This is a genomic window from Pseudomonas zeae, assembly GCF_014268485.2.
In the GTDB taxonomy this organism is placed as follows: Bacteria; Pseudomonadota; Gammaproteobacteria; order Pseudomonadales; family Pseudomonadaceae; genus Aquipseudomonas; species Aquipseudomonas neuropathica.
The window spans coordinates 2940156-2965362 of the sequence record NZ_CP077090.1 but is presented as its reverse complement, the minus strand read 5'-3'; the positions used below and the strand labels follow the sequence as shown (position 1 = coordinate 2965362).

Genomic DNA, 25207 nt, shown 5'->3' with positions numbered 1-25207 from the left:
GTCATTCACGTTGATGTTGTCTGACACACCGCTATCGCGAGCAGGCTCACTCCTACAAGGGTTGTGTTGATCAATGGAAATCGCGGCTCTGCACGCGGATGCCATTGAGCAGCGAGCTGAGGTCGCTCAGGCGGCCGGCGATCAGGTGGCGCACTTCGCCTTCGCGCTCCCAGCGGCCGTCGACTTTCAGCAGTTGCGAGCCCACCAGCACTTGCCGTTGACGCTCGGCCAGATCCCGCCAGACCACCACGTTGACGTTGCCGAACTCATCTTCCAGCGTCACAAAGGTCACGCCACTGGCGGTGCCCGGTCGTTGCCGTCCCGTCACCAGCCCGGCGATGCTCACCGGTCGGCCATGTTCGACTTCAAGCAACTCCTGCGAACTGCGGCAGCGCCGGGCTTTGAGTTCGCCGCGCAACAGTGCCAGCGGATGCGGCCCCAACGTGGTGCCGACGGTGCTGTAATCGGCGTGCAGATCCTCGCCAACGCTGGGTTTGGGTAGTACCACCTCCGGCTCCTCCTGACTCGGCAACCCGGCAAACAGGCCCAGCTGTTTCTGCACCCCGGCGACTTCCCAGCGCGCCCGATGCCGATGTCCGGCCAGGCCACGCAACGCCCCGGAATCGGCGAGCAACGCCTGCGCCCGACTGTCGAGCGCCGCCCGCTCGCCCAGGTCGGCGACATCGGCAAATGCCCCGCGCGCGCGCGCCGCTTCGATGCGCCGGGCATCGTCCTCGCGAAAACCCTTGATCATCCGCAGACCCATGCGAATCGCCGGTTGCGCCGTCGTGGTGGTTTCCAGGCTGCAATCCCAGTCACTGGCGCGCACGTCGACCGGGCGGATCTGCAACTGATGGCGGCGCGCATCCTGGAGAATCTGGTCCGGGCTGTAGAAGCCCATCGGCCAGCTATTGATCAACGCGCAGGCGAACGCCGCCGGTTCGTGGCACTTGAGCCAGCAACTGGCGTAAGTCAGCAAGGCAAAACTGGCGGCGTGGGACTCAGGAAAACCGTAGCTGCCGAAGCCTTTGATCTGCTCGAAAATCTGCGCGGCGAACTCCGGCGTGTAGCCGTTCTTCTTCATGCCGGCGGCGAGGCGTTCCTTGTGCGGTTCCAGTCCGCCGTGGCGTTTCCACGCAGCCATCGAGCGACGCAACTGATCAGCCTCGCCGGGGCTGTAATCGGCGGCGACGATGGCGATCTGCATCACCTGTTCCTGAAACAGCGGCACGCCGAGGGTTCTTTCCAGAACAACCTTGAGTTCTGGTGACGGGTAGGTTTCCTCTTCTTCCTTGTTCCGGCGACGCAGATACGGATGCACCATCCCGCCCTGAATCGGTCCCGGGCGGACGATGGCCACCTCAATCACCAGATCGTAGAACTTCGCCGGTCTCAGGCGCGGCAGCATCGACATCTGCGCCCGCGACTCGATCTGGAACACGCCGATGGTGTCGGCGCGGCTGATCATGTCGTAGGTCGGTTTGTCTTCGGCTGGAATCGTCGCCAGGCTCAGATCCAGATTGCGATGGTGGCGCAGCAGGTCGAAGCAGCGGCGAATCGCGCTGAGCATGCCGAGGGCGAGAATATCCACCTTGAGCAGGCCGACTGCATCGAGGTCATCCTTGTCCCACTGAATGATCGTGCGCTCGGCCATGGCGGCGTTCTCCACCGGCACCAGCGTGTCCAGCGGCTGCTCGGAAATCACAAAGCCGCCGGGGTGCTGCGACAGATGCCGGGGGAAACCGATCAACTGCCCGGTCAGGCTCAGCACCCGGCGCAGCACCGGGCTGTCCGGGTCGAAACCGCCTTCGAGCAAACGCGCGACCGGCGGTGTTTCATCGCTCCAGTGGCCGCAGCAATCAGCCAGTGCGTTGATCTGATCCGGCGGCAGGCCCAAGGCCTTGGCCACGTCGCGCACCGCGCCGGCAGCGTGGTAGGTGCTGACCACCGCCGTCAGCGCCGCACGACCACGGCCGTAACGGCGAAACACGTATTGCAGGACTTCTTCGCGGCGCTCGTGCTCGAAGTCGACGTCGATGTCCGGCGGCTCGTTGCGCTCCTTGGACATGAAGCGTTCGAACAGCAGCGTGGTGCGATCCGGGTCGATTTCGGTGATGCCCAAGGCAAAACACACCGCCGAGTTGGCCGCAGAGCCACGGCCCTGACACAGAATCTTCTGCTCGCGGGCGAAGTGCACCACATCGTGCACGGTGAGAAAGTAGCTTTCGTAACCGAGTTCGGCGATCAGCTTCAATTCATCGTCGATCTGCTTGAGCACTTTGGCTTGAGGCCCCTGTGGCCAGCGCCAGGCGATGCCCTCTTCGGTCAGATGCCGTAGCCAGGAACTGGCGCTGTGCCCTTCCGGCACCAGTTCTTTCGGATACTGATAACGCAACTCGCCCAGGTCGAAGGTGCAGCGCCGGGCCAGGCTCACCGACTCATCGAGCAAGGCCTGCGGATACAACTCGCGCACGACCTCGACACTGCGTAAATGCCGTTCGCCATTGGGGTGCAAACGTAACCCCGCCTCGGCCACCGGCACGTGATGACGGATCGCAGTCATGGTGTCCTGCAAGGCACGCCGGCCACGGGCGTGCATGTGCACATCGCCGCTGGCCACGGCAGGAATCTGCAACTCGGCGGCCAGCCCCGACAATGCCGCCAACCGCTGCTGATCGTCCTGGCCACGATGCAATTGCACTGCCAGCCACAACCGTTCGCCAAAGGTCTGCTGCAGCCAACGACCCTCCTCCACGTCATCAAGCGAGTCCGGCACCCACAACACCAGCAACCCCGGCAACGGCTCGGCGAAGTCTTCGCGCAGCACCTGATACTGGCCTTTCTGCGTGCGCCGTCGGGCGCGGGTGATCAGGCCGCACAGCGCTTGATAGCCCGCCAGATTCTCCACCAGCAGCACCAGTTTCGGGCCGTTTTCGATACGCACTTCGCTGCCGATGACCAGCGGCAGCTCCACCGATTTCGCCGCTTGCCAGGCCCGAACGATCCCGGCCAGCGTGCATTCATCGGTGATCGCCAGTGCCTGATAGCCGTGCTTTTTTGCGCGTTGGAACAGTTCCAGCGCACTGGACGCACCGCGTTGAAAACTGAAGTTCGACAGGCAGTGCAGTTCGGCATAACCGTCGTTCATGCAAACCAGCCCTGCAGCCACAGCGGACCGCCCTCACCCACCGCCCGATAAGCCCAGCCCTGCTGACCGGCGCGGTTCTGGATCAGGTAATAATCGCGACGCACGTCGTCACCGTCCCACCAGCCGGACTCGATGCGCTCCGGGCCCATGAGAATCCGCGCCGAACCTTCCGCCACGCTTTGTGGCTCGCCGAGCAACCAGCCCGGACGATGCACGTTCGGCAAGCCTGCGCAGCGTTGTTTATCAACGCCGTGCTGCCACGCGCACTCGGGACGATGATCGGCCTGAAAACGCAACCCCTGCACCGCGTCATCGCCCAAGCGCGCACGCAGGCGTTCGCGCAACTGCTCCCACGGCAAGGTCTGCTGCGGACGGTCGTCGAACAGTTGCTGAAACTGCGGCACGAAACTCGGCAGGTCCTCGGCGCGCAGACGAAAGCCGCGCACGGGCGCCTCGACTTGCACTTGTTCCAGCCGGCCACGGGCCAGTTCGAAGAGCATCGCCGGATCACGTTCGGCGCTGAGCAGGCCGACCTTGATGATGCTGTCCGGCAGCCCGGCGTGTTCCAGGTGCAGATCGAAACGCTGCACGCCGCTGTCACGCCCGCAGAGGAACGCCGACAGATCGCCGGTCAAACGGCGTAACGGGAACAACAGTGCCTGATGGGACTGCACGTCAAAGTTGAGTTCGATGCGTACGTCGAAACGATCCGGCGGCAGGTAAAACGCCAGCGCCAATGGCCGCGCGCCGAACAGCGTGTCGAGATGCTTGAGCATCTGCGCTTCGAAGCGCCGGGCCAGCGCCTGACGCGGCAGGCTCTGCACCTGACTGAGATTGCGCAGGCCCATGCGCGACAACGCCGTGGCCATCGCTGGCTCCAGACCGACACGGTCGACCGGCAACTGACCGAGATGATGCTGCAAGGCCTCGCCGTCCGGCACCACCAAGCCGTCATAGGCGTTGGCCAGCACCCGCGCCGCCACGGGATTCGGTGCCGCGACGATGCGATGGCGGAAGCCCAGGTCGGTCAGTTCCCGGCGCAGTCGTGCTTCGAACTGCGCCCACGAACCGAACAGACCCAGGCTGGATTCGATCTCGAACACCACGGTACGCGGGTAATGCACGCTGACCTGCGAGCTGAAACGGTAGGCCCACGCGGCGAGAAACTGCTGCCAGTGTTCGACCTCGGCGGCCTCGTAATCAGCCGTGGCAAAGCCTTTGCTCATCGCCTGCGCAGCGGTCATCGACTGGCCTGCGCGCAAACCAAGCTTGCGCGCCGCCGGGTTGACCGCTTGCAACACCCGGCGCTGGGCCGGGCCGTTAAGCAGCACCAACGGTTCATCGGGATCGGGACGCTGACGCAGCACGGCGTCCAGAGCCAATTGCGGAAACAGGATACACACCCAGCGCATGGTGACCTCAGTGCCCCACAGCAAAGGCAATCGGTGCCGTACGCGCCAGCCCGCCACGGCACTTGAGCACGCGCAACTGTGCAGGTCTGGCGTCGATGGCAATGCGTAACGCCGCCGGTGACGGATTGATCGCTTCGCTCAACGGCCGCCAGGCAAACGCCAGGGTCTGACCGGTTTCCGCCGCCACCTGCAAACGGCGCAACGCGCGATCATCAGCCTTGTGCGGCCAGCACAGCACCGCGCCGCAACTGCCCGAACGTAAACATTGTTCCGCCGCCCACAAGGCATCGCGCTCGGTGGCCTGGATCACCGACAACTGGCGCAGATCGACCCCGGCGCTTGCCCACGCCTGCGGGTACGGCACGAACGGCGGCGCCACCAGCACGATGCGCTCGCCCGCCGCCGACAACCGCGCCAGCGTCGGCCAGACCAGCTGCAGTTCGCCGACACCGGGACCGGCCAGGAGGATTTCGCTCAACGCCGCTTCCGGCCAGCCACCGCTGGGCAGTGCCGCGTCCAGCGCGGCGTGGCCGGTCGGCTGCGGGCTGGCGGCCGGTGGCGCAGGCCGGCCTTTCCAGACCTGGCCGCCATTGAACAGCGTATCCAACGCAACGACGGCGCCCATCAGCCTTGCCTCACCAGACCGCAAAACACCCCTTCGATGGCCAGATCCTGATCGTCACGCACGACAATCGGCTGATACGCCGGGTTGCGCGGCAACAGCCGCACGGCATCGCCCAGCCGTTCGAAACGTTTGATGGTGACTTCACCGTCGAGGCGCGCTACGACGATCTGGCCGTTGAGCGCCTCGGGATTGCGCTTCACGCCGACCAGATCGCCGTCGAGAATGCCGTCCTCGATCATCGAATCGCCCTGCACCCGCAGCATGTAATCGGGCGTACGGGAGAACAGCACCGGGTCGAGCAGCAAGCGGCTATGGATGTCGGCATCGGCGCCAATCGGCGCACCGGCAGCGACGCGGCCGAGCACGGGAATGTCGAGCAATTCCGGGCGCGCCGGCTGCCCGAGCAGGCGAATACCCCGGGCCTGATGCGGATTGACCTCGATAAAACCGGCTTCGGTGAGCGCGAGTACATGCTTACGCGCCACGCTGCGCGAGGCAAAACCAAAAGCCTCGCTGATTTCAGCGAGGCTTGGGGGCTGACCGTGTTCGGCGATTCGATCGCGGATAAAAGTCAGAATGGCAGTACGGCGGGGAGTCAGGTTCGTCATGGAGTACATTTGTACTCCTGTAGGATTTTCCTGACAAGCACCGCAGGTCGGCCCAGGCCGACGCAGGAGTTGCCGAAGGTTCGGCAGCGCCTGCATTGATCTTCAATGGTCACTTGATCAGGGTGAAGTGGCCTGCCGATACTCGCGTGGCGTAAACCCGGTCGACGCCTTGAACTGGCGCGTGAACGCGCTGTGATCGGTGTAGCCGCATTGCAGCGCCACGTCCGTTATCGGCAGGTCGGTGTGCAGCAATCGATGCGCATGCTCCAGGCGTACTTTCTGGATCATCTGCCGTGGCGTCAGGTGGAATACCCGTTTGCAGTAACGCTCCAGTTGCGCCACGGAAATACCGGCGATGCGGGTCAGTTCACCGAGGGTCACGCGGCGATTGAAATTCGCGCGAATATGCTCATCGACAGCCGCCAGCCGCTCGAATGCCGGGTGGGTTTCACTGGCCGATTGCAGGTCCACCGAAATCCCCGCCAGACCGATAATCACCCCGTCACGGTTATACAGTGGCTGCTTGTGCGTCAGGCACCACCCCGGTTCGCGGCTGCCGTACAGATGCAGTTCGAGCTGATCCTCCAGCACAAAACCCTCCTCCAGCACCTTGCGATCCTGCTCGGTGTAGCCCGGCCCGAGTTGCGCCGGAAACACCTGCGCGCTGGTCTTGCCCAGTAACGGACGCAAATCCTTCAAGCCACAGCGCTGCACCAGCGTGCGGTTGGCAAGCACGTATCGGGCCTGCACATCCTTGATGAAAATCGCCGCATTGGGGATCACATCAAGCATCGGCAACAACAGCGCCGCGCCGGCCAAGAGTTCCTCCAGTGTCTGCGGACGCTGGCCATTCATGCCTTGAGCCAGGATCGAAAACGCCTGCTGCATCAAAGATTCCCCTCGTAACGTGGACAGACCAAATGCCCGCCATGCGCCGTTCGCCCGCAGATTGCAGCATCGTTCGCGGCGTGTCGAGGGCCATGTTTTATCGGCGTCATTGTGCTGATTTCGTCATCGAAGCCAGCAAAAAACATCAATCGCCGCGAGGTCGATGAGTTCAAAGTCTGGCCGTCCCAGTGACACAACTGCCTATCCAATAACTCACAAGAAGGCGATGCCATGTCAGGCCAAGGCAAGTTCAAAAAACAGCTTTCACTGATCGACCTCACATTTATCGGGCTGGGGGCGATCTTCGGTTCCGGCTGGTTGTTCGCGGCCAGTCATGTGTCCGCCATTGCCGGCCCGGCGGGGATTTTTTCCTGGCTGCTGGGCGGCTTCGCCGTGTTGTTGCTGGGCATCGTCTATTGCGAACTCGGCGCTGCACTGCCGCGTGCCGGCGGCGTGGTGCGTTATCCGGTTTACTCCCACGGGCCGCTGCTCGGCTACTTGATGGGCTTCATCACCCTGATTGCGTTTTCCAGTCTGGTCGCCATCGAAGTGGTCGCTTCGCGCCAATACGCAGCGGCGTGGTTTCCCGGCCTGTCCAAAGCTGGCACCGGCGATCCGACGATTCTCGGCTGGCTGGTGCAGTTCGGGCTGTTGTGCGTGTTCTTCCTGCTCAACTACCGCAGCGTGAAAACCTTCGCCAAGGCCAACAATCTGGTCAGCGTGTTCAAATTCATCGTGCCGTTGCTGGTGATCGGGGTGCTGTTCACCTTCTTCAAACCGGCCAACTTCGAGGTGCAAGGCTTTGCCCCGTTTGGCCTGTCCGGCGTCGAGATGGCCGTGTCGGCGGGTGGCATCATTTTCGCGTATCTGGGCCTGACGCCGATCATCTCGGTGGCCAGTGAAGTGAAGAATCCGCAGCGCACCATTCCCATTGCGTTGATCCTCTCGGTGCTGCTGTCGACACTGATTTACGTGCTGCTGCAAATGGCCTTTCTCGGCAGCATCCCGACGGAAATGCTCGCCAACGGCTGGGCCGGAATCAGCAAGGAATTTGCCCTACCGTACCGCGACATTGCGCTGGCGCTGGGCGTGGGCTGGCTGGCGTATCTGGTGGTCGCCGATGCGGTGATCTCGCCGAGCGGCTGCGGCAACATCTACATGAACGCGACCCCGCGAGTGATCTATGGCTGGGCGCAGACCGGGACCTTCTTCAAGGTCTTCACCCACATCGATGAAAAGTCCGGCATCCCGCGCCCGGCGCTGTGGCTGACCTTCGCCCTGTCGGTGTTCTGGACGTTGCCGTTCCCGTCGTGGGAGGCGCTGATCAACGTGGTCTCCGCTGCGCTGGTGTTGAGCTACGCCGTGGCGCCGGTGTCGGTGGCCGCGCTGCGCCGCAATGCGCCGGACATGCCACGGCCGTTCCGGGTCAAGTGCATGGGCGTGCTCGGGCCGGTGTCGTTCATCATCGCCGCGCTGATCGTCTACTGGTCGGGCTGGAGCACCGTGTCGTGGCTGCTCGGTCTGCAGATCCTGATGTTCGTGGTGTATCTGCTGTGCGGTCGATTTGTGCCAACCGCTCACCTGAATCTGGCCAGCCAAGTGCGTTCCTCGGCGTGGCTGATCGCCTTCTACGCGGTGACCATCGTGCTGTCGAAACTCGGCACCTTCGGCGGCCTCGGCATCCTCGCCCATCCATTCGACACCCTTGTCGTCGCGGCGTGTGCCACCGGCATTTACTACTGGGGCGCGGCGACCGGTGTACCGGCGCATCTGCTGCGCCTGGAAGAGGACGACGAGGAAAGCGAAATCGCTGCCCCCGCCTCGACCGTCTCTGCGCGCCCTGCCGGCGCCTACTGAAATCATCCAACGGGACATGTTCATGAAACGAGTACACGTGATTGATTCCCACACCGGCGGTGAACCGACGCGCCTGGTAATGAACGGCTTCCCCGAGCTGCCCGGCAACAGCATGGTCGAGAAGCGCGATGCGCTGCGCACTCAACATGATCAATGGCGCCGCGCCTGCCTGCTGGAACCGCGCGGCAATGATGTGCTGGTCGGCGCGTTGTATTGCGAACCGGTCTCGGCGGACGCCACTTGCGGGGTGATCTTCTTCAACAACGCCGGCTACCTCGGCATGTGCGGCCACGGCACCATCGGCCTGATCAACTCGCTGCAGTACCTGGGGCAAATCGAACCGGGCGAGCACAAAATCGACACCCCGGTCGGCCCGGTCAGCGCCACGTTGCATGACGACGGAACCGTCACCCTGGGCAACGTCCCCGCTTATCGCCATCGCCAACAGGTGCCGGTGGATGTGCCGGGTTACGGCCGCGTGTTGGGCGACATCGCCTACGGCGGCAACTGGTTCTTCCTCGTTTCCGAGCACGGCCAGACGCTGACCATGGACAACGTCGAACACCTCACAGCGTACACCTGGGCCATGCTCAAGGCCCTCAAAGACCAAGGCATTTACGGCGAGGACGGCGCGGTGATCGATCACATCGAACTGTTCGCCGATGACGATCAGGCCGACAGCCGCAACTTCGTCATGTGCCCCGGCAAAGCCTACGACCGCTCCCCGTGCGGCACCGGCACCAGCGCCAAACTCGCCTGTCTGGCCGCCGACGACAAGCTGCAACCCGGCGCAACCTGGGTGCAGGCAAGCATCACCGGCAGCCAGTTCGAAGGTCGCTTCGAATGGCAAGGCGAACGCATCCGCCCGTACATCACCGGTCGCGCCTACATGACCGCCGACAGCACCTTGCTGATCGACGAAGCAGACCCGTTCGCGTGGGGCATCTAAACCGCCACGCTGACTTTTCACCTCAATTTGAATGATGTGCCAAGGAGTTAAAACAATGAGCGACAACATCTTCACCGGTTGCATGCCGGCCCTGATGACCCCGTGCACCGCCCAGCGCAAACCGGACTTCGATGCCTTGGTGGCCAAGGGTCGCGAGCTGATCGATATCGGCATGAGCGCCGTGGTTTATTGCGGCTCGATGGGTGACTGGCCGCTGCTGACCGAAGCCGAGCGTCAGGAAGGCGTGGCGCGTCTGGTCGCGGCAGGCATTCCGACGATCGTGGGCACTGGCGCGGTGAACTCCCGCGAAGCGGTTTCCCACGCGGCCCATGCGGCGAAAGTCGGCGCGCAGGGTTTGATGGTGATTCCCCGCGTACTGTCTCGCGGCGCTTCGGTCACCGCGCAAAAGGCCCATTTCGCTGCGATTCTGCAAGCCGCGCCAAATTTGCCGGCGGTGATCTACAACAGCCCTTACTACGGCTTTGCCACCCGCGCTGACCTGTTCTTCGAACTGCGCCGCGAGTACCCGAACCTGATCGGCTTCAAGGAATTCGGCGGTGGCGCCGACCTGCGTTACGCCGCCGAAAACATCACCTCCAAGGACGATGACGTGACCTTGATGGTCGGCGTCGACACGCAAGTGGTGCACGGTTTCGTCAACTGCAACGCCACCGGCGCCATCACCGGCATCGGCAACGCCCTGCCCCGCGAGGTGCTGCAACTGGTCGCGCTGAGCAAGCAAGCGGCCAAAGGTGACGCCAAGGCCCGGCGTCAGGCGCGGGAACTGGAATCGGCGCTGGCGGTGCTGTCGTCGTTCGATGAAGGCTGCGACCTGGTGCTGTATTACAAGCACCTGATGGTGCTCAACGGCGACAAGGAATACACCCTGCATTTCAATGAAACCGATGCGTTGAGCGACTCGCAGCGGCGGTATGCCGAGAAGCAGTATTCGCTGTTCCGTCACTGGTACGAGAACTGGTCGGCGGAACAGAACTTCGCCTGATCACGTCCCCCTCACCTGCCGCGAAGCCTTGTGATTCGCGGCAGGCCTCCCTCTTTTTATCAGGAAGACACCATGACTTTGACGGGCCACATGCTGATCGGGCAGCACATGATTGCCGGCAATCGCAGCGCCATTCGCGGGATCAATCCGGCTACGAATGAAACGCTGGAACCGGCGTACGCCGGTGGAGCGGCCGAGCATGTCGAACAGGCCTGCGCGCTGGCCTGGGCAGCGTTCGATGTTTATCGCGAGACAACCCTGAATGTCCGCGCTGAATTCCTGCAATCCATTGCCGAAGAAATCGAAGGCCTCGGCGATGAACTGATCGACCGTGCCCACGCCGAAACCGGCCTGCCGCACGCGCGTCTGCTAGGTGAACGCGGGCGTACTTGCCAACAATTGAGAATGTTCGCTCGCACCGTGCGCGCCGGTGAATGGCTGGATGTGCGTGTCGATAGCGCGCAGCCGCAACGTCAGCCGTTGCCGCGCGCCGATCTGCGTCAACGGCAGATCGCGCTGGGGCCGGTCGCGGTGTTTGGCGCGAGCAATTTCCCGCTGGCGTTCTCCGTGGCCGGCGGTGACACCGCATCGGCGCTGGCCGCCGGTTGCCCAGTGATCGTCAAGGCGCACAGTGCGCATCCCGGCACCAGCGAACTGGTCGGCCGCGCCGTCGCTCGGGCGGTAAAAAACTGTGGTTTGCCGGAAGGCGTGTTCTCGTTGCTGTACGGTTCCGGCCGCGAAGTGGGCATTGCGCTGGTCACGGATCCACGGATTAACGCAGTGGGTTTCACCGGCTCGCGTAGCGGTGGTCTGGCGCTGATGCAAGCGGCGCAAGCGCGGCCCGAGCCGATTCCGGTGTACGCGGAAATGAGTTCGATCAATCCGGTGCTGCTGTTTCCAGCGGCGTTGGACAATCGCACGCAAGCATTGGCGGAAGGGTTTGTGGCTTCGCTGACATTAGGCGCGGGCCAGTTTTGCACCAATCCGGGCTTGGTGATTGCCTTGAAAGGACCGGCGTTGGACAAGTTCATCGCCGCCACCGCCGAGGTGATTCAACGCAGCCCCGCGCAGACCATGCTGACACCCGGCATCTTCAGTGCTTACGAGTCTGCCGTGAATGCACTGGCCGAAAATGCCGCTGCACGCATCACCGGCATCGGTCAGACCGGCAACGGCCCGAATCAATGCCAGGCCCATGTATTCGTGACCGAAGCCGCCGACTTTCTCGCCGATCAGCGCCTGCAAGCCGAAGCGTTCGGTGCGGCGGCGCTGATCGTGCAATGCAGCAATGAAGCGGAAATACGCCAGGTCGCCGAACACCTGGAAGGCCAGTTGACCGCGACGTTGCACCTGGATGAGCCAGACCTGCAACAGGCCCGCGCTCTGCTGCCGACGCTGGAACGCAAGGCCGGCCGGTTGCTGGTCAACGGCTGGCCAACCGGCGTCGAGGTGTGTGACGCGATGGTGCATGGCGGGCCTTTCCCGGCCACCTCCGACGCCCGCACGACTTCGGTCGGTACCGCGGCGATCCTGCGGTTCCTGCGCCCGGTGTGCTATCAGGACTTCCCGGACAGCTTGTTGCCTGCCGCACTGAAACAGGCCAATCCGCTGCAATTGCGCCGTCTGCTCGATGGCCAAAGGGAAGCGCAGCACCATGGCGAATAACGGCTCCCACGACATCGCCGTGGTCGGCGCCGGCATCATCGGCGTCGCCTGCGCACTGCGTCTGGCTCGCCAAGGGTTGCGCGTGGTCGTGATCGATCAGCAGCAACCCGGCCACGGCGCCTCGTTCGGCAACGCCGGGCATCTGGCGACCGAGCAGGTGTTTCCGATTGCCGACGTGTCCATCCTCAAGCGCCTGCCGGCCATGCTGATGGACCCGATGGGGCCGTTGCGACTGGACTGGCAATACCTGCCGCGCGCCCTGCCATGGTTCACCCGCCTGCTGCTGAATCTGCGCCCGGTGTCTTTTCAGAACACCGTGGCGGGTTTGCGCGCGCTCAATGAAAACAGCCTGGACGCCTGGCAGCGCTTGCTCGCCGACATCCAGAGGCCGGACTTGCTGAAGATCGATGGTTCGCTGCTGGTATTCGAACGCCCCGAATCGCGTCAGGCCATCCAGGCATTACAGGCTCGACTGCATCAGCAGCAGGTGCCGGTCGATTACTGGCAGGCCGGCGCCATCCGCGAAACCGCGCCGCAACTCAGTGAACAGATCCAGGGCGGTTTGTTCTTTCCACGCACCGGGCACTTTATCGATCCCTACCGCGTGGTGTGCGAACTGGTCGAAGCGGCCAAGGCCAGCGGCGTGAGCTTTGTCCAGCAACAGGTTCAGGGCGGCTACGTGCAGGAGCACGGCGTTACGCTGACCACCGGCAATAGCGGCCTGACTGCCAGCCGCGTCCTGATCGCCTGCGGCGCACATTCAGCAAAACTCACCGCCGCCCTCACCGGCAAAAAAGTCCCACTGGACACCGAGCGCGGCTATCACCTGATGCTGCCGCAGGAACACGACCGACTGCCCTTCCCCGTGACCTCGCTGGAGCGCAAATTCATCATGACGCCGATGTCTGAAGGGTTGCGCCTGGCCGGCACGGTTGAATTCGCCGGACTGGAGAAACCACCGAGCATGGAGCGTGCGTGGCAACTGCACCGGTTGAGTCAGGGTTTGTTTCGCCAGGATCTGAATGCTGAAGCAGCGACGCCGTGGATGGGTTTTCGACCGTCATTGCCCGATTCATTACCGGTGATCGATCAGGTGTGTGGGGGCAAGGTGATGCTTGCTTTTGGGCATCAGCATCTGGGGCTGACGCAGGCGGCGGTGACGGCGGAGATGGTGGTGCGGATGGCGGGCCTGTACGCCTTCCCGGCAACGGCATTGCCGAGTGGCGAGCCCTATAGGTTGGCGCGTTTCTGACGGCACTGATCTGCAAGTTCGACGGTGAGCGAGCGTAGCTGCGTTGCCGCCGTTTTTTTTCAACATCAAGAGCGCCCGATAGGAATAGGCAATGCTCGAAGATAAACCGGCATAGGTGCCCCGTTTGCTGATCGCTACCATGGACTCAGACCTGACCCAATGGGAGCTCGACATGACTCACGCTAAAACCCTGTTCATCACCGGCGTCAGCAGCGGTTTCGGCCATGCGCTGGCCAATGAAGCCATTGCCAACGGCCACCGTGTCATCGGCACTGTGCGCAATGAAACCGACCTGAAAAACTTCCAGGCACTGTCCCCCGACAACGCTTACGGGGTGGTGCTGGACGTCACTGATTTCGAGCGGATCGACAGCGTCGTTATGCAGGTCGAAGCCACTCACGGTCCCGTCGACGTTTTGGTCAACAACGCCGGATATGGCCACGAAGGCATTTGCGAAGAATCACCGCTGCAAGACATGCGTCATCAATTCGACGTCAACGTGTTCGGCGCGGTGGCGGTGATCAAAGCGTTTCTGCCCTTCTTTCGCCAGCGTCGTGCGGGGCACATCCTCAATATCACCTCCATGGGTGGCACCATTACCATGCCGGGCATCGCTTACTACTGCGGTAGCAAATTTGCGCTCGAAGGGATCTCCGATACCCTGAGCAAGGAGTTGCAGCCGTTCAACATCTTCGTCACTGCCGTCGCACCGGGTTCGTTCCGCACGGATTGGGCGGGCCGTTCGATGCAACGCACCGCGCGCAGCATTGCCGACTATGACGCCAGTTTCGATCCGATCCGCAAAGCCCGCGAAGAGAAAAGCGGCAAGCAACTCGGCGACCCGCAAAAGGCTGCCCAAGCGATGCTGCAGATCATCGCCAGCCCGACACCACCGGCCCATTTGCTATTGGGCAGTGACGCCTTGCGTCTGGTCCGTGACAAACTGAAAAATGCTGCCAGCGAGATTGACCAATGGGAAGCGCTGAGCCGGTCCACCGATCATTGAGAGAGGATGTGATGACGCAGGTCGATGCAGGCACCGCGCGCATGGTGCAGCTCATGAAAGCCCTCGCACCGATCGAGGGCTACAACCTCAGCGCCCTCGAAGGCGTGCGCTTCCTGCGTTCGAATCGCCCCCTGACGCGCACCCCGGTGCTGTATGACCCCGGCATCGTGATTCTCTGCCAGGGCCGCAAACGCGGCTATCTGGGAGAGGACACCTACGTCTATGACGCCCAGCACTATCTGGTGGTCTCGGTGCCGATCCCTTTCACCATGGAGACCGATGCCACTGAGACCGAGCCGATGCTCGCGATCTACATGCACCTCGATTTCCAGTTGGCCAGCGAGTTGATGCTGCAAGTGGATGACGTGCATGGCCCAAGCGATGCCCCGCCCAAAGGTATGTATGCCTCGCCGATGGACGCTTCACTGCGGGCAACCACCCTGCGTTTTCTGGAAGCGATGAGCGTTGCCGGCGAAGCGCAAATCCTCGGGCCGGCACTGTTGCGGGAAATCTATTACCGCATCCTGACCGGCGAGCAAGGTGGCTCCATGCGCGCCGCGCTCAACCGGCAGGGACATTTCGGCAAAGTGAGTCGTGCGATCCGCAAGATCCATAGTTGTTATCAGCAGCGACTCGACGTCGAGCAACTGGCCCATGAAGCGAGCATGAGCGTGCCGAACTTCCACCTGCACTTTCGCAGCGTGACCGACACCTCACCCATGCAGTATTTGAAGTCGACGCGTTTGCATCAGGCGCGCCTGTTGATGTTGCGCCAGGCCATGAGTGCCTCGGCAGCCGCCTTCAACGTTGGCTATGAAAGTGCTTCGCAATTCAGTCGTGAGTTCAAACGCTTCTTCGGCAGGACGCCACAGGCAGAGATCGAATGGATGAAGGCAACGTATGCACTGCCATTGCCAACCACACCGTCGGAGTATGTTTCGTCGCATTGACGGTCACGCCACAAACGAAAAGCCTGCTTTTCAGGGCAGGCTTTTTCGTTGTGTGTAGCGGTGAGCGCTGAAGGTGCACTAGTCGTAAAAAGCCTCAACCAACACCCGACTGCCGACAAAGAAACTGTCCGCCACCAAGCGCAACGGCTGCACATCCAGGTCACTGGCCTTGTCGCCAATCAACTGCTGAAAATGCCGATACACCGCTGCGTACTCACCCTCCTCCGACACCGCTTGGCGCACACCGTCAATGCTCAACAGCGCGCCGCCGTTATCCAGGCGCAACACGCCTTCAGCGCAACGCACCTCAATGCTCCACAGCTCATCATGCCCATGGTCAAAATCAAACTCTGCGCGCACATCGAGGCAGCGCGGGTCGGACATTTTGATCGACGCGGCAATTGGCGACTGGCAGTTGCTTGGCACGCGCAGTTCAGCCGATTCGACAAACAACGGCAGCGCCAGCAAATGAGTGACGATCGACAAGGCATTGATGCCCGGATCGAATACGCCGAGGCCGCCGGGTTGCCAGATCCAGGCCTGACCGGGGTGCCATTTGCGCACGTCTTCTTTCCAGTCGATCTGCACGCTTTGCAGGGTGCGCGAGGCGAGCCAGTCGCGGGCGGCTTCGATGCCTGGCGCGTAGCGTGAGTGCCAGGCAAACAAGGCGCTGACGCCCTGCCCGGCAGCCTGATCGACCAGCGCCAGCGCCTCGCCCAAGGTGGCGCACGGCGGTTTTTCCACCAGCACGTGTTTGCCGGCGGCCAGTGCCTGCTGCACCAGCGCAAAACGACCTTGCGGCGGCGTGCAGAAGGCAATCGCATCCACCGGCGGACCGTTTTCGAGCAACTCGCTCAAGGACTGGAAGTTCTCCACGCCCGCGCAGGGTTTGCCTTGAGTGGCGACGGAGACCAAGTGGAAAGCGGGATTGGCGTTGATCGCCGGGACGTGTTGATCTTGGGCGATCTTGCCGTAGCCCACCAGACCGAGACGGATTGGTTGCATCAATGACTCCTGTTTTGATTTTGTTGTCGTCAGTGAACCGGGAGATTACCTGCAAACGCCACGAGCGTCTGTCCGCGCAATGTCACAACGACGCACAGGATCAGGCAAGGATTGCACAGGAATGCACTACTGCCCGCAGCGCTGAACAAGCAACAATGCCTTACGACAAACCGATTGAGGATGTTCCCATGCTTGTTCAAGCCTACGGTGCCCACGCTGGCGACAAACCCCTTGAGCCGATGCAGATCAACCGCCGCGCGCCGGCCGCCCATGATGTGCAGATCGACATCGCGTTCTGTGGCATCTGCCATTCCGACCTGCACCAGGTACGGGCGGAATGGGCCGGTACGCAGTTCCCGTGCGTACCGGGGCACGAAATTGTCGGTCGCGTTTCGGCCGTCGGCGCGCATGTCGCCGATTTCAAGGTCGGTGATCTGGTCGGCGTCGGTTGCATCGTCGACAGCTGCAAACATTGCGATGACTGCGAAAGCGGGCTGGAAAACTACTGCGACGGCATGATCGGCACCTACAACTTCCCGACCCCGGATGCACCGGGCTGGACGCTGGGCGGCTACTCGCAAAACATCGTCGTGCATGAACGCTACGTGCTGCGCATCCGTCATCCCGAAGCGCAACTGGCCGCCGTCGCACCGCTGCTGTGTGCCGGCATCACCACCTACTCGCCGTTGCGCCACTGGAACGCTGGCCCGGGCAAAAAAGTCGGTGTGGTCGGCATCGGCGGCCTCGGCCACATGGGCATCAAACTGGCCCATGCCCTGGGCGCCCACGTTGTGGCGTTCACCACCTCCGAATCCAAACGCGAAGCGGCCAAAGCGCTGGGTGCCGATGAAGTGGTGGTTTCGCGCAATGCCGAAGAAATGGCCGCCCACGCCAAGAGTTTCGACTTGATCCTCAACACCGTCGCCGCGCCGCACGATCTCGATGCATTCCTCGTCCTGCTCAAGCGAGATGGTGCGTTGACGCTGGTGGGTGCGCCGGCCACCTCGCACCCTTCGCCGAACGTGTTCAATCTGATCATGAAGCGCCGCACGATTGCCGGCTCGATGATCGGCGGCATTCCGGAAACCCAGGAGATGCTGGATTTCTGCGCCGAGCACGGCATCGTTTCCGACATCGAACTGATCCGCGCCGACCAGATCAACGACGCCTACGAGCGCATGCTCAAGGGTGATGTGAAGTATCGTTTCGTGATCGATAACGCAACCTTGGCCGGCTAAGCCTCAGCGCCCATTGGCCATTAAGTGCGGCCAATGGGCCATTGAATTCCGTCGCCGGGATTTGACAGGCCCGACGTTGCTCGCCAGAGTCGCACCCCTTTGCCTGCCATCAAGGGGTTGCCGTTGAACGAACAGACATTGTCCATGCGCCTTGAACGCGTGGCCGCCCACGTGCCGGCCGGTGCGCGACTGGCCGATATCGGCTCGGATCACGGCTATCTGCCGGTGGCGCTGATGCGTCGTGGCTCGATCACTGCGGCAGTGGCTGGCGAGGTTGCGGCGACGCCGTTCCAAGCGGCTGAACGCACCGTGCGCGAGAACGATCTGCAACAGCACATCAGCGTACGCCGGGCCGATGGTTTGGCAGCAATCAAACCTGACGACGGCATCACCGCCGTCAGCGTCTGCGGCATGGGCGGCGAAACCATCCGCGACATCCTCGACAGCGGCAAGGCTCACCTCAGCGGCCAGGAACGTCTGATCCTGCAGCCCAACGGCGGTGAACAACCCCTGCGCCAGTGGCTGATGGAAAACGGCTACCGCATCCTCAGCGAAGAAGTGCTGCGGGAAAACCGCTTCGACTACGAAATCATCGTCGCCGAACGCGCCGAACCGGTGAGCTATTCCGACCAGGAACTGTACTTCGGCCCCTTGCACCTGCAGACCCGCAGCCCCGCATTCCTGACCAAGTGGCAGCACAAACTCCGCCACAAGCAAAAGACCCTGAGCCATCTCGCTCGCGTGCAGCACAATCTGCCTGAGCAAAAGCTGCAGGACATCACCCGACAAGCACGCTGGATCAACGAACTGCTGGCCTGAGCGCCAGCGTTTCGCGCCAGGATCACCTGAGTCCTCACGCCCTCATTTGATACACCACATCACAAATGATGTACCTCAAGCCCCATTTATCAATTCCAGCCCTCCCCCTAAAGTCCTCTCCAACAGCCGCCCATCACTCCGACGGGCCAGCGACTGGAGATACCCCAAATGCCTTTCATCAGCGTACGTATCACCCGTGACGGCGTGACCCGAGAGCAGAAAGCCCAGGTCATCAAGGAAATCACCGAAACGATGGAGCGGGTGCTGCACAAGGATCCGAAACTCACCCACATCGTGATCGAAGAAGTCGACACCGATAACTGGGGTTATGCCGGCATTACCACCACCGAATATCGCCAGCAGTTGGCGGACTCGCAGTCATGAGCCGGGCCGTGAAAATCGATTTCGTCTCGGATGTCGTTTGCCCCTGGTGTGCGTTGGGCGCCACCGCTCTGGAGCAAGCGATCCGGAATCTGGCGGGCGAAGTCGATGTAGAGCTGACCTACAAACCGTTCGAACTGAACCCCGACATGCCCGCCGAAGGTGAGCACGCCATCGAGCACATGATGCGCAAATACGGGCGCAGCGCTGAGCAAGTGGCGGATCGCAACGCGATGATCATCGAGCGCGGCGAGCAGATCGGTTTTCACTTCGACCTGGAAAAACGCAGCCATTTCCACAACACCTTCGACGCCCATCGACTGCTGTTCTGGGCCGCCACCCAAGGACGTCAGCGTGAGTTGAAGCAGGCCTTGCTCAAGGCCTACTTCACTGACGGCAAGAACCCGAATGACCACGCCACGCTGGTGACACTGGCAGAAGCAGTCGGACTCGATGGCCAGCGTGCGCAAGCGCTTCTGGCCACCGCTGAGTTCAGCCAGCCAGTGCGCGAACTCGAACGGTTTTATCAGCAACGCGGCATCGATTCGGTTCCGGCCATGGTCATCGATGACAAACAGGTCATCCCCGGTTCCCAGTCCGTCGCTTATTACGAGCAAGCGCTACGTCAGGCAGCACAGGTTGCGGCTCACGCCTGACCTTCGAAATCCGTTTATTCAAACCATCCAGATTGCATGAGGAAACATCATGAGCACGTCCAAGAAAGTTGTAGTGATTACCGGCGCCTCGCAAGGCATTGGCGCAGGCCTGGTCAAGGGATTCCGTGAGCGCGGCTATCAGGTTGTCGCGACCTCGCGCTCGATCAAGCCTTCCTCTGACCCGGACATTCTCGCCGTCGCCGGTGACATCGCCGACCCGCAGACCGCCGAGCGCGTGATCCGTGAAGCCGTCGCACATTTCGGCCGTATCGATACGCTGGTCAACAACGCCGGGATCTTCGTCGCCAAACCTTTCACTGAATACAGCCAGGAAGACTACGCACAAGTGGTGGCGACCAACATGAGCGGCTTCTTCCATATCTCGCAACTGGCGATTGTCGAAATGGAGAAAAACGCCAGCGGCCATATTGTCAGCGTCACCACCAGCCTGGTCGACCACGCGATTGACGGCGTACCGTCGGTGCTCGCTTCGCTGACCAAGGGAGGCATCAACGCGGCGACCAAGTCTCTGGCTATCGAGTACGCCAAGCGTGGTATTCGGGTCAACGCGGTATCGCCCGGCATCATCAAAACGCCGATGCACGGCGAAGAAACTCACGCCGCCCTCGGTAGCCTGCACCCGGTCGGGCATATGGGTGAGATCGATGACATTGTGCAAGCGATCCTTTACCTGGACGGCGCGAACTTCGTCACTGGCGAAATCCTCCATGTCGACGGTGGTCAAAGCGCTGGCCATTGATACCTCCCTGCTGCATCGTCGGTGTGTACCGGCGGTGCCGCTTCATGAGATAAGCCTGAGGATGAACCGTCAGTTGATCTTCAGGCTTATCCCATGAAGCGCCACTTTGAAGACTTGCAGTTAGGCAGTATCGAACTCTTTTGCCTCGCCGCTGAAGCCGGCAGTTTCACCGCTGCCGCCCAGCTCGCTGGGGTTACACCGGCCGCCGTGAGCCGGTCGATTCTGCGTCTGGAAAAGCGCTTGGGTTCACGCTTGTTTGCCCGCACTACCCGCAGCATTCGCTTGACCGAGGCCGGCAGAAACTTTTTCCTGCAGTGCAGCCAGGCCCTGACTCAACTGGTCGAAGCGCAACAAGAAGTCATGGGCGCACAGACCTCACCGTCCGGTCAGTTGCGCATCAGCCTTCCCACCACTTACGGCCATCACCGCATCCTGCCGCTGCTGCCGAAATTCCGTGCGCTCTATCCCGACGTCACCGTCGACATCCACTTGGGCAACCGTAATATCGACTTCGTCGGCGAAGGCTACGATCTGGCGATCCGCGTCCGCGCCCAACCGGACTCGACCATGGTCGCGCGCCTGTTGGAGGATGCAAAACTGGTGGTGGTCGCGTCTCCCGACTATCTGAAAAAGGCGGGAGCACCGAAGACGCTGGAGGATCTGCTGCAACATGAATGCATTCAGTTCGAACTGCCGAGCAGCGGACGGCGAATATCTTGGCTGTTTCAGGAACACGGGCAGGATCGTGAAGTGTTTTCCGACGGTGGTTACTCGTGCTCCGACGATGTACTCGGCGGCGTCACCTTGGCCAAACATGGTGCCGGGGTCTTTCAGACTTACAAGTTCATCGTCGAAAGAGAGCTGGCCGATGGCAGCCTCGTAGAAGTTCTCCAGCCGTACGCCGGCCGCTCGCGTCCCTATACATTGTTGTACCCGCACGGCCGCTATGTGCCGCAACGGGTCAGGGCGTTTGTCGATTTTCTGCTGCAGTTTCGTGATGAGTGGGCCGGTTAACGCGGATTAAATCGGCGCAACAAATGACAAAAGCCTGCTTTTCAGGGCAGGCTTTTGTCCGGATCGCGCAGGCTTACTTCTGCTGAGCGGTCAGCGCCGAGTAGCTGTTCATCAGGTTGCGGTAGTTGGGGATACGCTGCGACAGCAGATTACCCAAGCCTTCAATATCGTTGCGCCAGTCGCGGTGCAGCTCACAGGCCACCGAGAACCAGTTCATCATCTGCGCACCGGCCTGGGTCATGCGGCTCCACGCGGCTTGCTGCACGGTGGTGTTGAAGGTACCGGAAGCGTCGGTGACCACAAACACATCAAACCCTTCTGCCAGCGCCGACAAGGTCGGGAACGCTACGCAGACATCCGTTACCACACCGGCAATGATGATCTGCTTGCGGCCGGTGGCTTTGATCGCCTTCACAAAGTCCTCGTTGTCCCAAGCGTTGATCTGGCCTGGACGAGCGATGTACGGCGCGTCCGGGAACATCTCTTTCAGCTCTGGCACCAGCGGGCCGTTCGGGCCTTGTTCGAAACTGGTGGTGAGGATGGTTGGCAGTTCGAAGAACTTCGCCAGATCGGCCAGGGCCAGCACGTTGTTCTTGAACTCGTTTGGCGAGAAGTCCTGCACCAGGGAAATCAGGCCGGTCTGGTGGTCGACCAGCAGCACGATAGCGTCGTCTTTATTGAGGCGATTGTAGGTTGGAGTGGTCATGGTGTGCGTCCCTTTTCAATGTTGGAAGTTGTTGTTGCGTTCAAGTTGGGTACAGATTACTGACGCACAGGGACGGGATAAATCGGCTGAAAAGCGTTTATCCGTCAACTCAAAAAGGACAATCTCTAGCGACCACAATCGCGCCACCTCGCCCACCGAGCGCGTGCTGTTGAGCAGGACATTGCGCGCCGCGTGCATCCTGATTTCGAGCACTCGCTCACTAACGGGCATGTGCCGAAGCAGCTGCCCTCACCCTAGCCCTCTCCCTCAGGAGAGGGGACCGATTGGGGGATATTGACGATGAACGCCGACGTGCAATAGCGCCGGTGAATCCAATACCGCCAAGCACTACGAATGAACCCGTAATCGACGCGTTCTGTCAGGTCAATGCATAACGCAAGACACCTCGATCGGCTCCCTCTCCCCCTAGGAGAGGGGACCGATTGTGGGATATTGACGATGAACGCCGATGTGCAAAAGCGCCGGTGAATCCAATACCGCCAAGCACTACGAATGAACCCGTAATCGACGCGTTCTGTCAGGTCAATGCATAACGCAAGACACCTCGGTCGGCTCCCTCTCCCTCAGGAGAGGGGACCGATTGGGGGATATTGGCGATGAGCGCCGACGTGCAATAGCGCCGGTGAGTTCGATACCACCAAGCATTGCCGATGCCCGCGTAATCGACGCGACCTTTCAGGTCGATGCATAACGCAAGACACCTCGGTCGGCTCCCTCTCCCCGAGGAGAGGTGACCGATTGGGGGAGATTGGCGATGAGCGCCGACGTGCAATAGCGCCGCTGATCCAATACCGCCAAGCATTGCCGATGCCCGCGTAATCGACACGACCTTTCAGGTCGATGCATAACGCAAGACACCTCGGTCGGTTCCCTCTCCCCGAGGAGAGGTGATCGATTGGGGGAGATTGGCGATGAGCGCCGACGTGCAATAGCGCCGGTGAGTTCGATACCGCCAAGCATTGCCGATGCCCGCGTAATCGACGCGACCTTTCAGGTCGATGCATAACGCAAGACACCTCGGTCGGCTCCCTCTCCTTCCGGGAGAGGGCTGGGGTGAGGGGCTGCGGTTGTAGCGTCGAGCTCGGCTTACAAGGTGTAGGAAATCCCCACCTGCACGGTTCTTGGTGCACCTGGATAGGCGTAGACGTTACCAAAGGCGCCCTCTTCATAATCGCGGTCAAACAGGTTTTTCAGGTCAAGGTTGAGCCGCACTTTCTCGTTGACCTTGTAGAAGCCGAGCAGGTCGACAACGGTGTAACTGTCCATCGAGAACGCGGTATTGGCGGTTTGCCCGGCACGCTGATCGACGTACTTGAGTCCGGTGCCCAGGCCCAGGCCTTTTAGCGCACCGTCCTGAAACTCGTAGACGTTGAGCAGACTGAAGCTGTTTTGCGGAATGTTCATCAGGCGCGTGCCAGAGCGGATCACATTGTCCTTGGTCACCTCGGCATCGACGTAGGCGTAGCCGCCGATCACCCGCCATTCGGGTGTCAGGTTACCGGCGACGTTCAGGTCGAAACCTCGGCTGCGCACTTCTCCGGCGGCGACGTTGAAGGTCGAGTCCATCGGGTCGGTGGTCAGCACGTTGCGTTTTTCGATCTGGTAGATCGCGGCATCCACGCTCAACTGATGGTCCAGCGCTTCCCACTTGATGCCCATTTCGTAGGACTTGCCCTTCTCCGGTGCGAAGCCTCCGCCCGTACGGCTCGCGCCGGTATTGGGCTTGAACGAGCGCGCCGTGTCGGCATAGATCGCCAGGGTCTCGGTCAGGTCGTAGGTCACACCGAGGCGCGGGGTCACCGCGTTGTCACTGGCCTGCCAGTTTTTGCCGCCCGGCACATAGGTTTCATAGTCGTGCTCGAAACGCTCGAAACGTGCGCCGGCCAAGACCTTCAGACGCTCGGTCAACGCGACCTGATCCTGCACAAACGCGGCGTAAGTCTTGAGATTTTCCTTGTCATGGGTCGGCGTGCGCGTCAGTGCCGGACGCGACTGGCCGTAGACCGGATCGAAGATGTCGATCGGGTAGGCGCCGACCGCGCCGCTGGAGCGCTGAATGATCGACTTGTAGTCATAATCTTCATACTCAATGCCGGTCAACAAGGTGTGCTGCAAACCACCGGTGCTGAAATGCCCGGTCAGATTGAGCTGCGTGTCCTTGTCGGTCCATTCCAGTTTGCGGTAGTTGAAGTTGCGCCCCAGGGTTCGACCGTCATCGGCAATGCCGTTGGCCTCGATCGCATTGCCCTCAAGCGAACCGTCGAGCCACTGGAAACCACCGCCCAGCGTCCAGTCATCGTTGAGCAGATGTTCGAAGCGCAGTTGCGCCATGTTGTTGTCGTTGTGCAATTTGCCGGCGTCTTTTTCGCCGAAAAACGTGTCACGCGAGGCGGTGCCGATCTGCTTGGCGTAACGCGTCACGCCGCGATCCAGCGGATGATTGTTGCGCATGAAATCACCCTCGAAGATCACCCGGGTGGCATCGCTGGCCTGCCAGGTCAGCACTGGCGTGATGCCGTAGCGCTCAGTCTCGACGTGATCGCGGAAGGTATCGCCGCCCTCACCCACCACGTTCAGTCGATAGGCCAGGCGTCCCTCTTCATCCAGCGGGCCGGAGGCGTCCAGGGTGCCGCGCTTCATGCCTTGATCGTTCAACTGGCTGCCCAACGTGACCGTACGCTCGGCCAACGGCTGCTTGGAAACGACATTGAAGGTGCCGCCGGGATCGCCACGGCCATAGAGCATCGTTGCCGGCCCGCGCAACACTTCCAGACGCTCGATGGTGTTGGCGTCGGGCATGTTCGGGTAGCCGCGATTGATCGGGAAACCGTTGCGATAGAACTCGCCCGTGGTGAAGCCACGCACAGTGAACGTCGTCAGCCCCTGCCCGCCGAAATTGTTCGCCCGGCCCACACCGCCGGCATAGTCCAGCGCATCTTGCAGACGCGTGGCGCCGAGGTCTTCGACAGCATCCCTGGTCACTACGCTGATCGATTGCGGGGTTTCATGAATCGAGGTGTCGGTACGGGTAGCACTGGCGGAACGTGTGGCGCGGTAACCCTGCACCGGGCCGTCGGCCCGTTCGTAATCCGCTGTACCGACCACGTCGGTCGCCTCCAGCTCTAGCGCTGCGGGTGTTGATTCGGCCTGTTCGGCCCATGAGGAAGGGGACAACGCCTGCAGCACGCAAATTGAAAGCAGAGTACGACGCATGAAATGAAAACCTTACGAATAGGCCAGAACG

At 61.5% G+C, this 25207-nt stretch carries 21 protein-coding genes; 13 read left to right on the top strand and 8 right to left on the bottom strand.

Going from position 1 to position 25207, the window contains the following annotated elements; translation table 11 throughout:
• Window positions 1–70 precede the first annotated feature (70 nt).
• The 5 genes from HU754_RS12970 to HU754_RS12950 all read right to left on the bottom strand — a co-directional run bounded on the left by HU754_RS12970 (window position 71) and on the right by HU754_RS12950 (window position 6681).
• A complete protein-coding gene (locus tag HU754_RS12970; RefSeq protein WP_217827619.1) occupies window positions 71–3169 on the bottom strand; it encodes an error-prone DNA polymerase in 3099 nt (1032 codons plus the stop codon).
• A complete protein-coding gene (locus HU754_RS12965; RefSeq protein ID WP_186624526.1) occupies window positions 3145–4560 on the bottom strand; it encodes a Y-family DNA polymerase in 1416 nt (471 codons plus the stop codon). Before HU754_RS12965 ends, HU754_RS12970 begins: the two co-directional genes overlap by 25 nt.
• Window positions 4561–4567: 7 nt before the next feature.
• Window positions 4568–5185: a translesion DNA synthesis-associated protein ImuA gene (gene imuA, locus HU754_RS12960; RefSeq protein WP_093430813.1), complete on the bottom strand. Its 618-nt coding sequence runs from the start codon at window positions 5183–5185 to the stop codon at window positions 4568–4570.
• On the bottom strand, window positions 5185–5802 hold the full coding sequence (lexA, locus tag HU754_RS12955) for a transcriptional repressor LexA (RefSeq protein ID WP_116254867.1): 618 nt from the start codon (window positions 5800–5802) through the stop codon (window positions 5185–5187). Before lexA ends, imuA begins: the two co-directional genes overlap by 1 nt.
• Window positions 5803–5910: 108 nt before the next feature.
• Window positions 5911–6681, bottom strand: coding sequence for an AraC family transcriptional regulator (locus HU754_RS12950; RefSeq protein ID WP_093430807.1), 771 nt, complete (start codon window positions 6679–6681; stop codon window positions 5911–5913).
• 231 nt (window positions 6682–6912) lie between these two features.
• Between HU754_RS12950 and HU754_RS12945 the strand changes: the two genes are divergently transcribed.
• From HU754_RS12945 to HU754_RS12915, 7 genes are all read left to right on the top strand, one after another.
• Window positions 6913–8538: an APC family permease gene (locus tag HU754_RS12945; RefSeq protein ID WP_099756469.1), complete on the top strand. Its 1626-nt coding sequence runs from the start codon at window positions 6913–6915 to the stop codon at window positions 8536–8538.
• A gap of 22 nt (window positions 8539–8560) precedes the next feature.
• Window positions 8561–9487 (top strand): 4-hydroxyproline epimerase, encoded by a 927-nt coding sequence (locus tag HU754_RS12940; RefSeq protein WP_186624525.1) that lies wholly within the window; start codon window positions 8561–8563, stop codon window positions 9485–9487.
• A gap of 55 nt (window positions 9488–9542) precedes the next feature.
• Window positions 9543–10490: a dihydrodipicolinate synthase family protein gene (locus HU754_RS12935; RefSeq protein WP_007916052.1), complete on the top strand. Its 948-nt coding sequence runs from the start codon at window positions 9543–9545 to the stop codon at window positions 10488–10490.
• A 72-nt stretch (window positions 10491–10562) separates the two neighbouring features.
• Entirely contained in the window at window positions 10563–12155 is a 1593-nt protein-coding gene (locus tag HU754_RS12930; protein WP_186624524.1) for an aldehyde dehydrogenase (NADP(+)), read from the top strand.
• Entirely contained in the window at window positions 12145–13407 is a 1263-nt protein-coding gene (locus tag HU754_RS12925) for an NAD(P)/FAD-dependent oxidoreductase (protein ID WP_186624523.1), read from the top strand. The genes HU754_RS12930 and HU754_RS12925 overlap by 11 nt, the downstream gene beginning before the upstream one ends.
• Before the next feature lie 172 nt (window positions 13408–13579).
• Window positions 13580–14413: an oxidoreductase gene (locus HU754_RS12920; protein WP_186624522.1), complete on the top strand. Its 834-nt coding sequence runs from the start codon at window positions 13580–13582 to the stop codon at window positions 14411–14413.
• 11 nt (window positions 14414–14424) lie between these two features.
• Complete coding sequence (locus HU754_RS12915; protein WP_099756473.1) at window positions 14425–15363, top strand: AraC family transcriptional regulator; 939 nt, start codon at window positions 14425–14427, stop codon at window positions 15361–15363.
• Between the two features lie 78 nt (window positions 15364–15441).
• Here the strand turns inward: HU754_RS12915 and HU754_RS12910 are convergent, their stop codons facing one another.
• Window positions 15442–16368, bottom strand: a complete 927-nt coding sequence (locus HU754_RS12910) for a Gfo/Idh/MocA family protein (RefSeq protein WP_093430789.1) — start codon at window positions 16366–16368, stop codon at window positions 15442–15444.
• A gap of 188 nt (window positions 16369–16556) precedes the next feature.
• Between HU754_RS12910 and HU754_RS12905 the strand changes: the two genes are divergently transcribed.
• The 6 genes from HU754_RS12905 (at window position 16557) to HU754_RS12880 (ending at window position 21236) form a co-directional block, all read left to right on the top strand.
• Complete coding sequence (locus HU754_RS12905) at window positions 16557–17606, top strand: NAD(P)-dependent alcohol dehydrogenase (protein WP_093431666.1); 1050 nt, start codon at window positions 16557–16559, stop codon at window positions 17604–17606.
• A gap of 123 nt (window positions 17607–17729) precedes the next feature.
• A complete protein-coding gene (locus HU754_RS12900) occupies window positions 17730–18425 on the top strand; it encodes a tRNA (adenine(22)-N(1))-methyltransferase (RefSeq protein WP_302473220.1) in 696 nt (231 codons plus the stop codon).
• A 168-nt stretch (window positions 18426–18593) separates the two neighbouring features.
• Window positions 18594–18809 (top strand): tautomerase family protein, encoded by a 216-nt coding sequence (locus HU754_RS12895; protein WP_007916028.1) that lies wholly within the window; start codon window positions 18594–18596, stop codon window positions 18807–18809.
• Entirely contained in the window at window positions 18806–19462 is a 657-nt protein-coding gene (locus HU754_RS12890) for a DsbA family oxidoreductase (protein ID WP_186624520.1), read from the top strand. The genes HU754_RS12895 and HU754_RS12890 overlap by 4 nt, the downstream gene beginning before the upstream one ends.
• Window positions 19463–19511: 49 nt before the next feature.
• Window positions 19512–20222, top strand: coding sequence for an SDR family NAD(P)-dependent oxidoreductase (locus tag HU754_RS12885; protein WP_186624519.1), 711 nt, complete (start codon window positions 19512–19514; stop codon window positions 20220–20222).
• A gap of 93 nt (window positions 20223–20315) precedes the next feature.
• Complete coding sequence (locus HU754_RS12880) at window positions 20316–21236, top strand: LysR family transcriptional regulator (protein WP_186624518.1); 921 nt, start codon at window positions 20316–20318, stop codon at window positions 21234–21236.
• Between the two features lie 73 nt (window positions 21237–21309).
• On the opposite strand, the gene ycaC is transcribed toward HU754_RS12880, so the two are convergent.
• Together ycaC and HU754_RS12870 are read right to left on the bottom strand one after the other, a co-directional pair.
• Window positions 21310–21942, bottom strand: coding sequence for an isochorismate family cysteine hydrolase YcaC (ycaC, locus tag HU754_RS12875; protein WP_007916011.1), 633 nt, complete (start codon window positions 21940–21942; stop codon window positions 21310–21312).
• 1107 nt (window positions 21943–23049) lie between these two features.
• The gene (locus HU754_RS12870) at window positions 23050–25176 is read right to left on the bottom strand and encodes a TonB-dependent siderophore receptor (RefSeq protein ID WP_186624369.1); all 2127 of its coding nucleotides are present in this window, start codon (window positions 25174–25176) and stop codon (window positions 23050–23052) included.
• Between the last annotated feature and the right edge of the window lie 31 nt (window positions 25177–25207).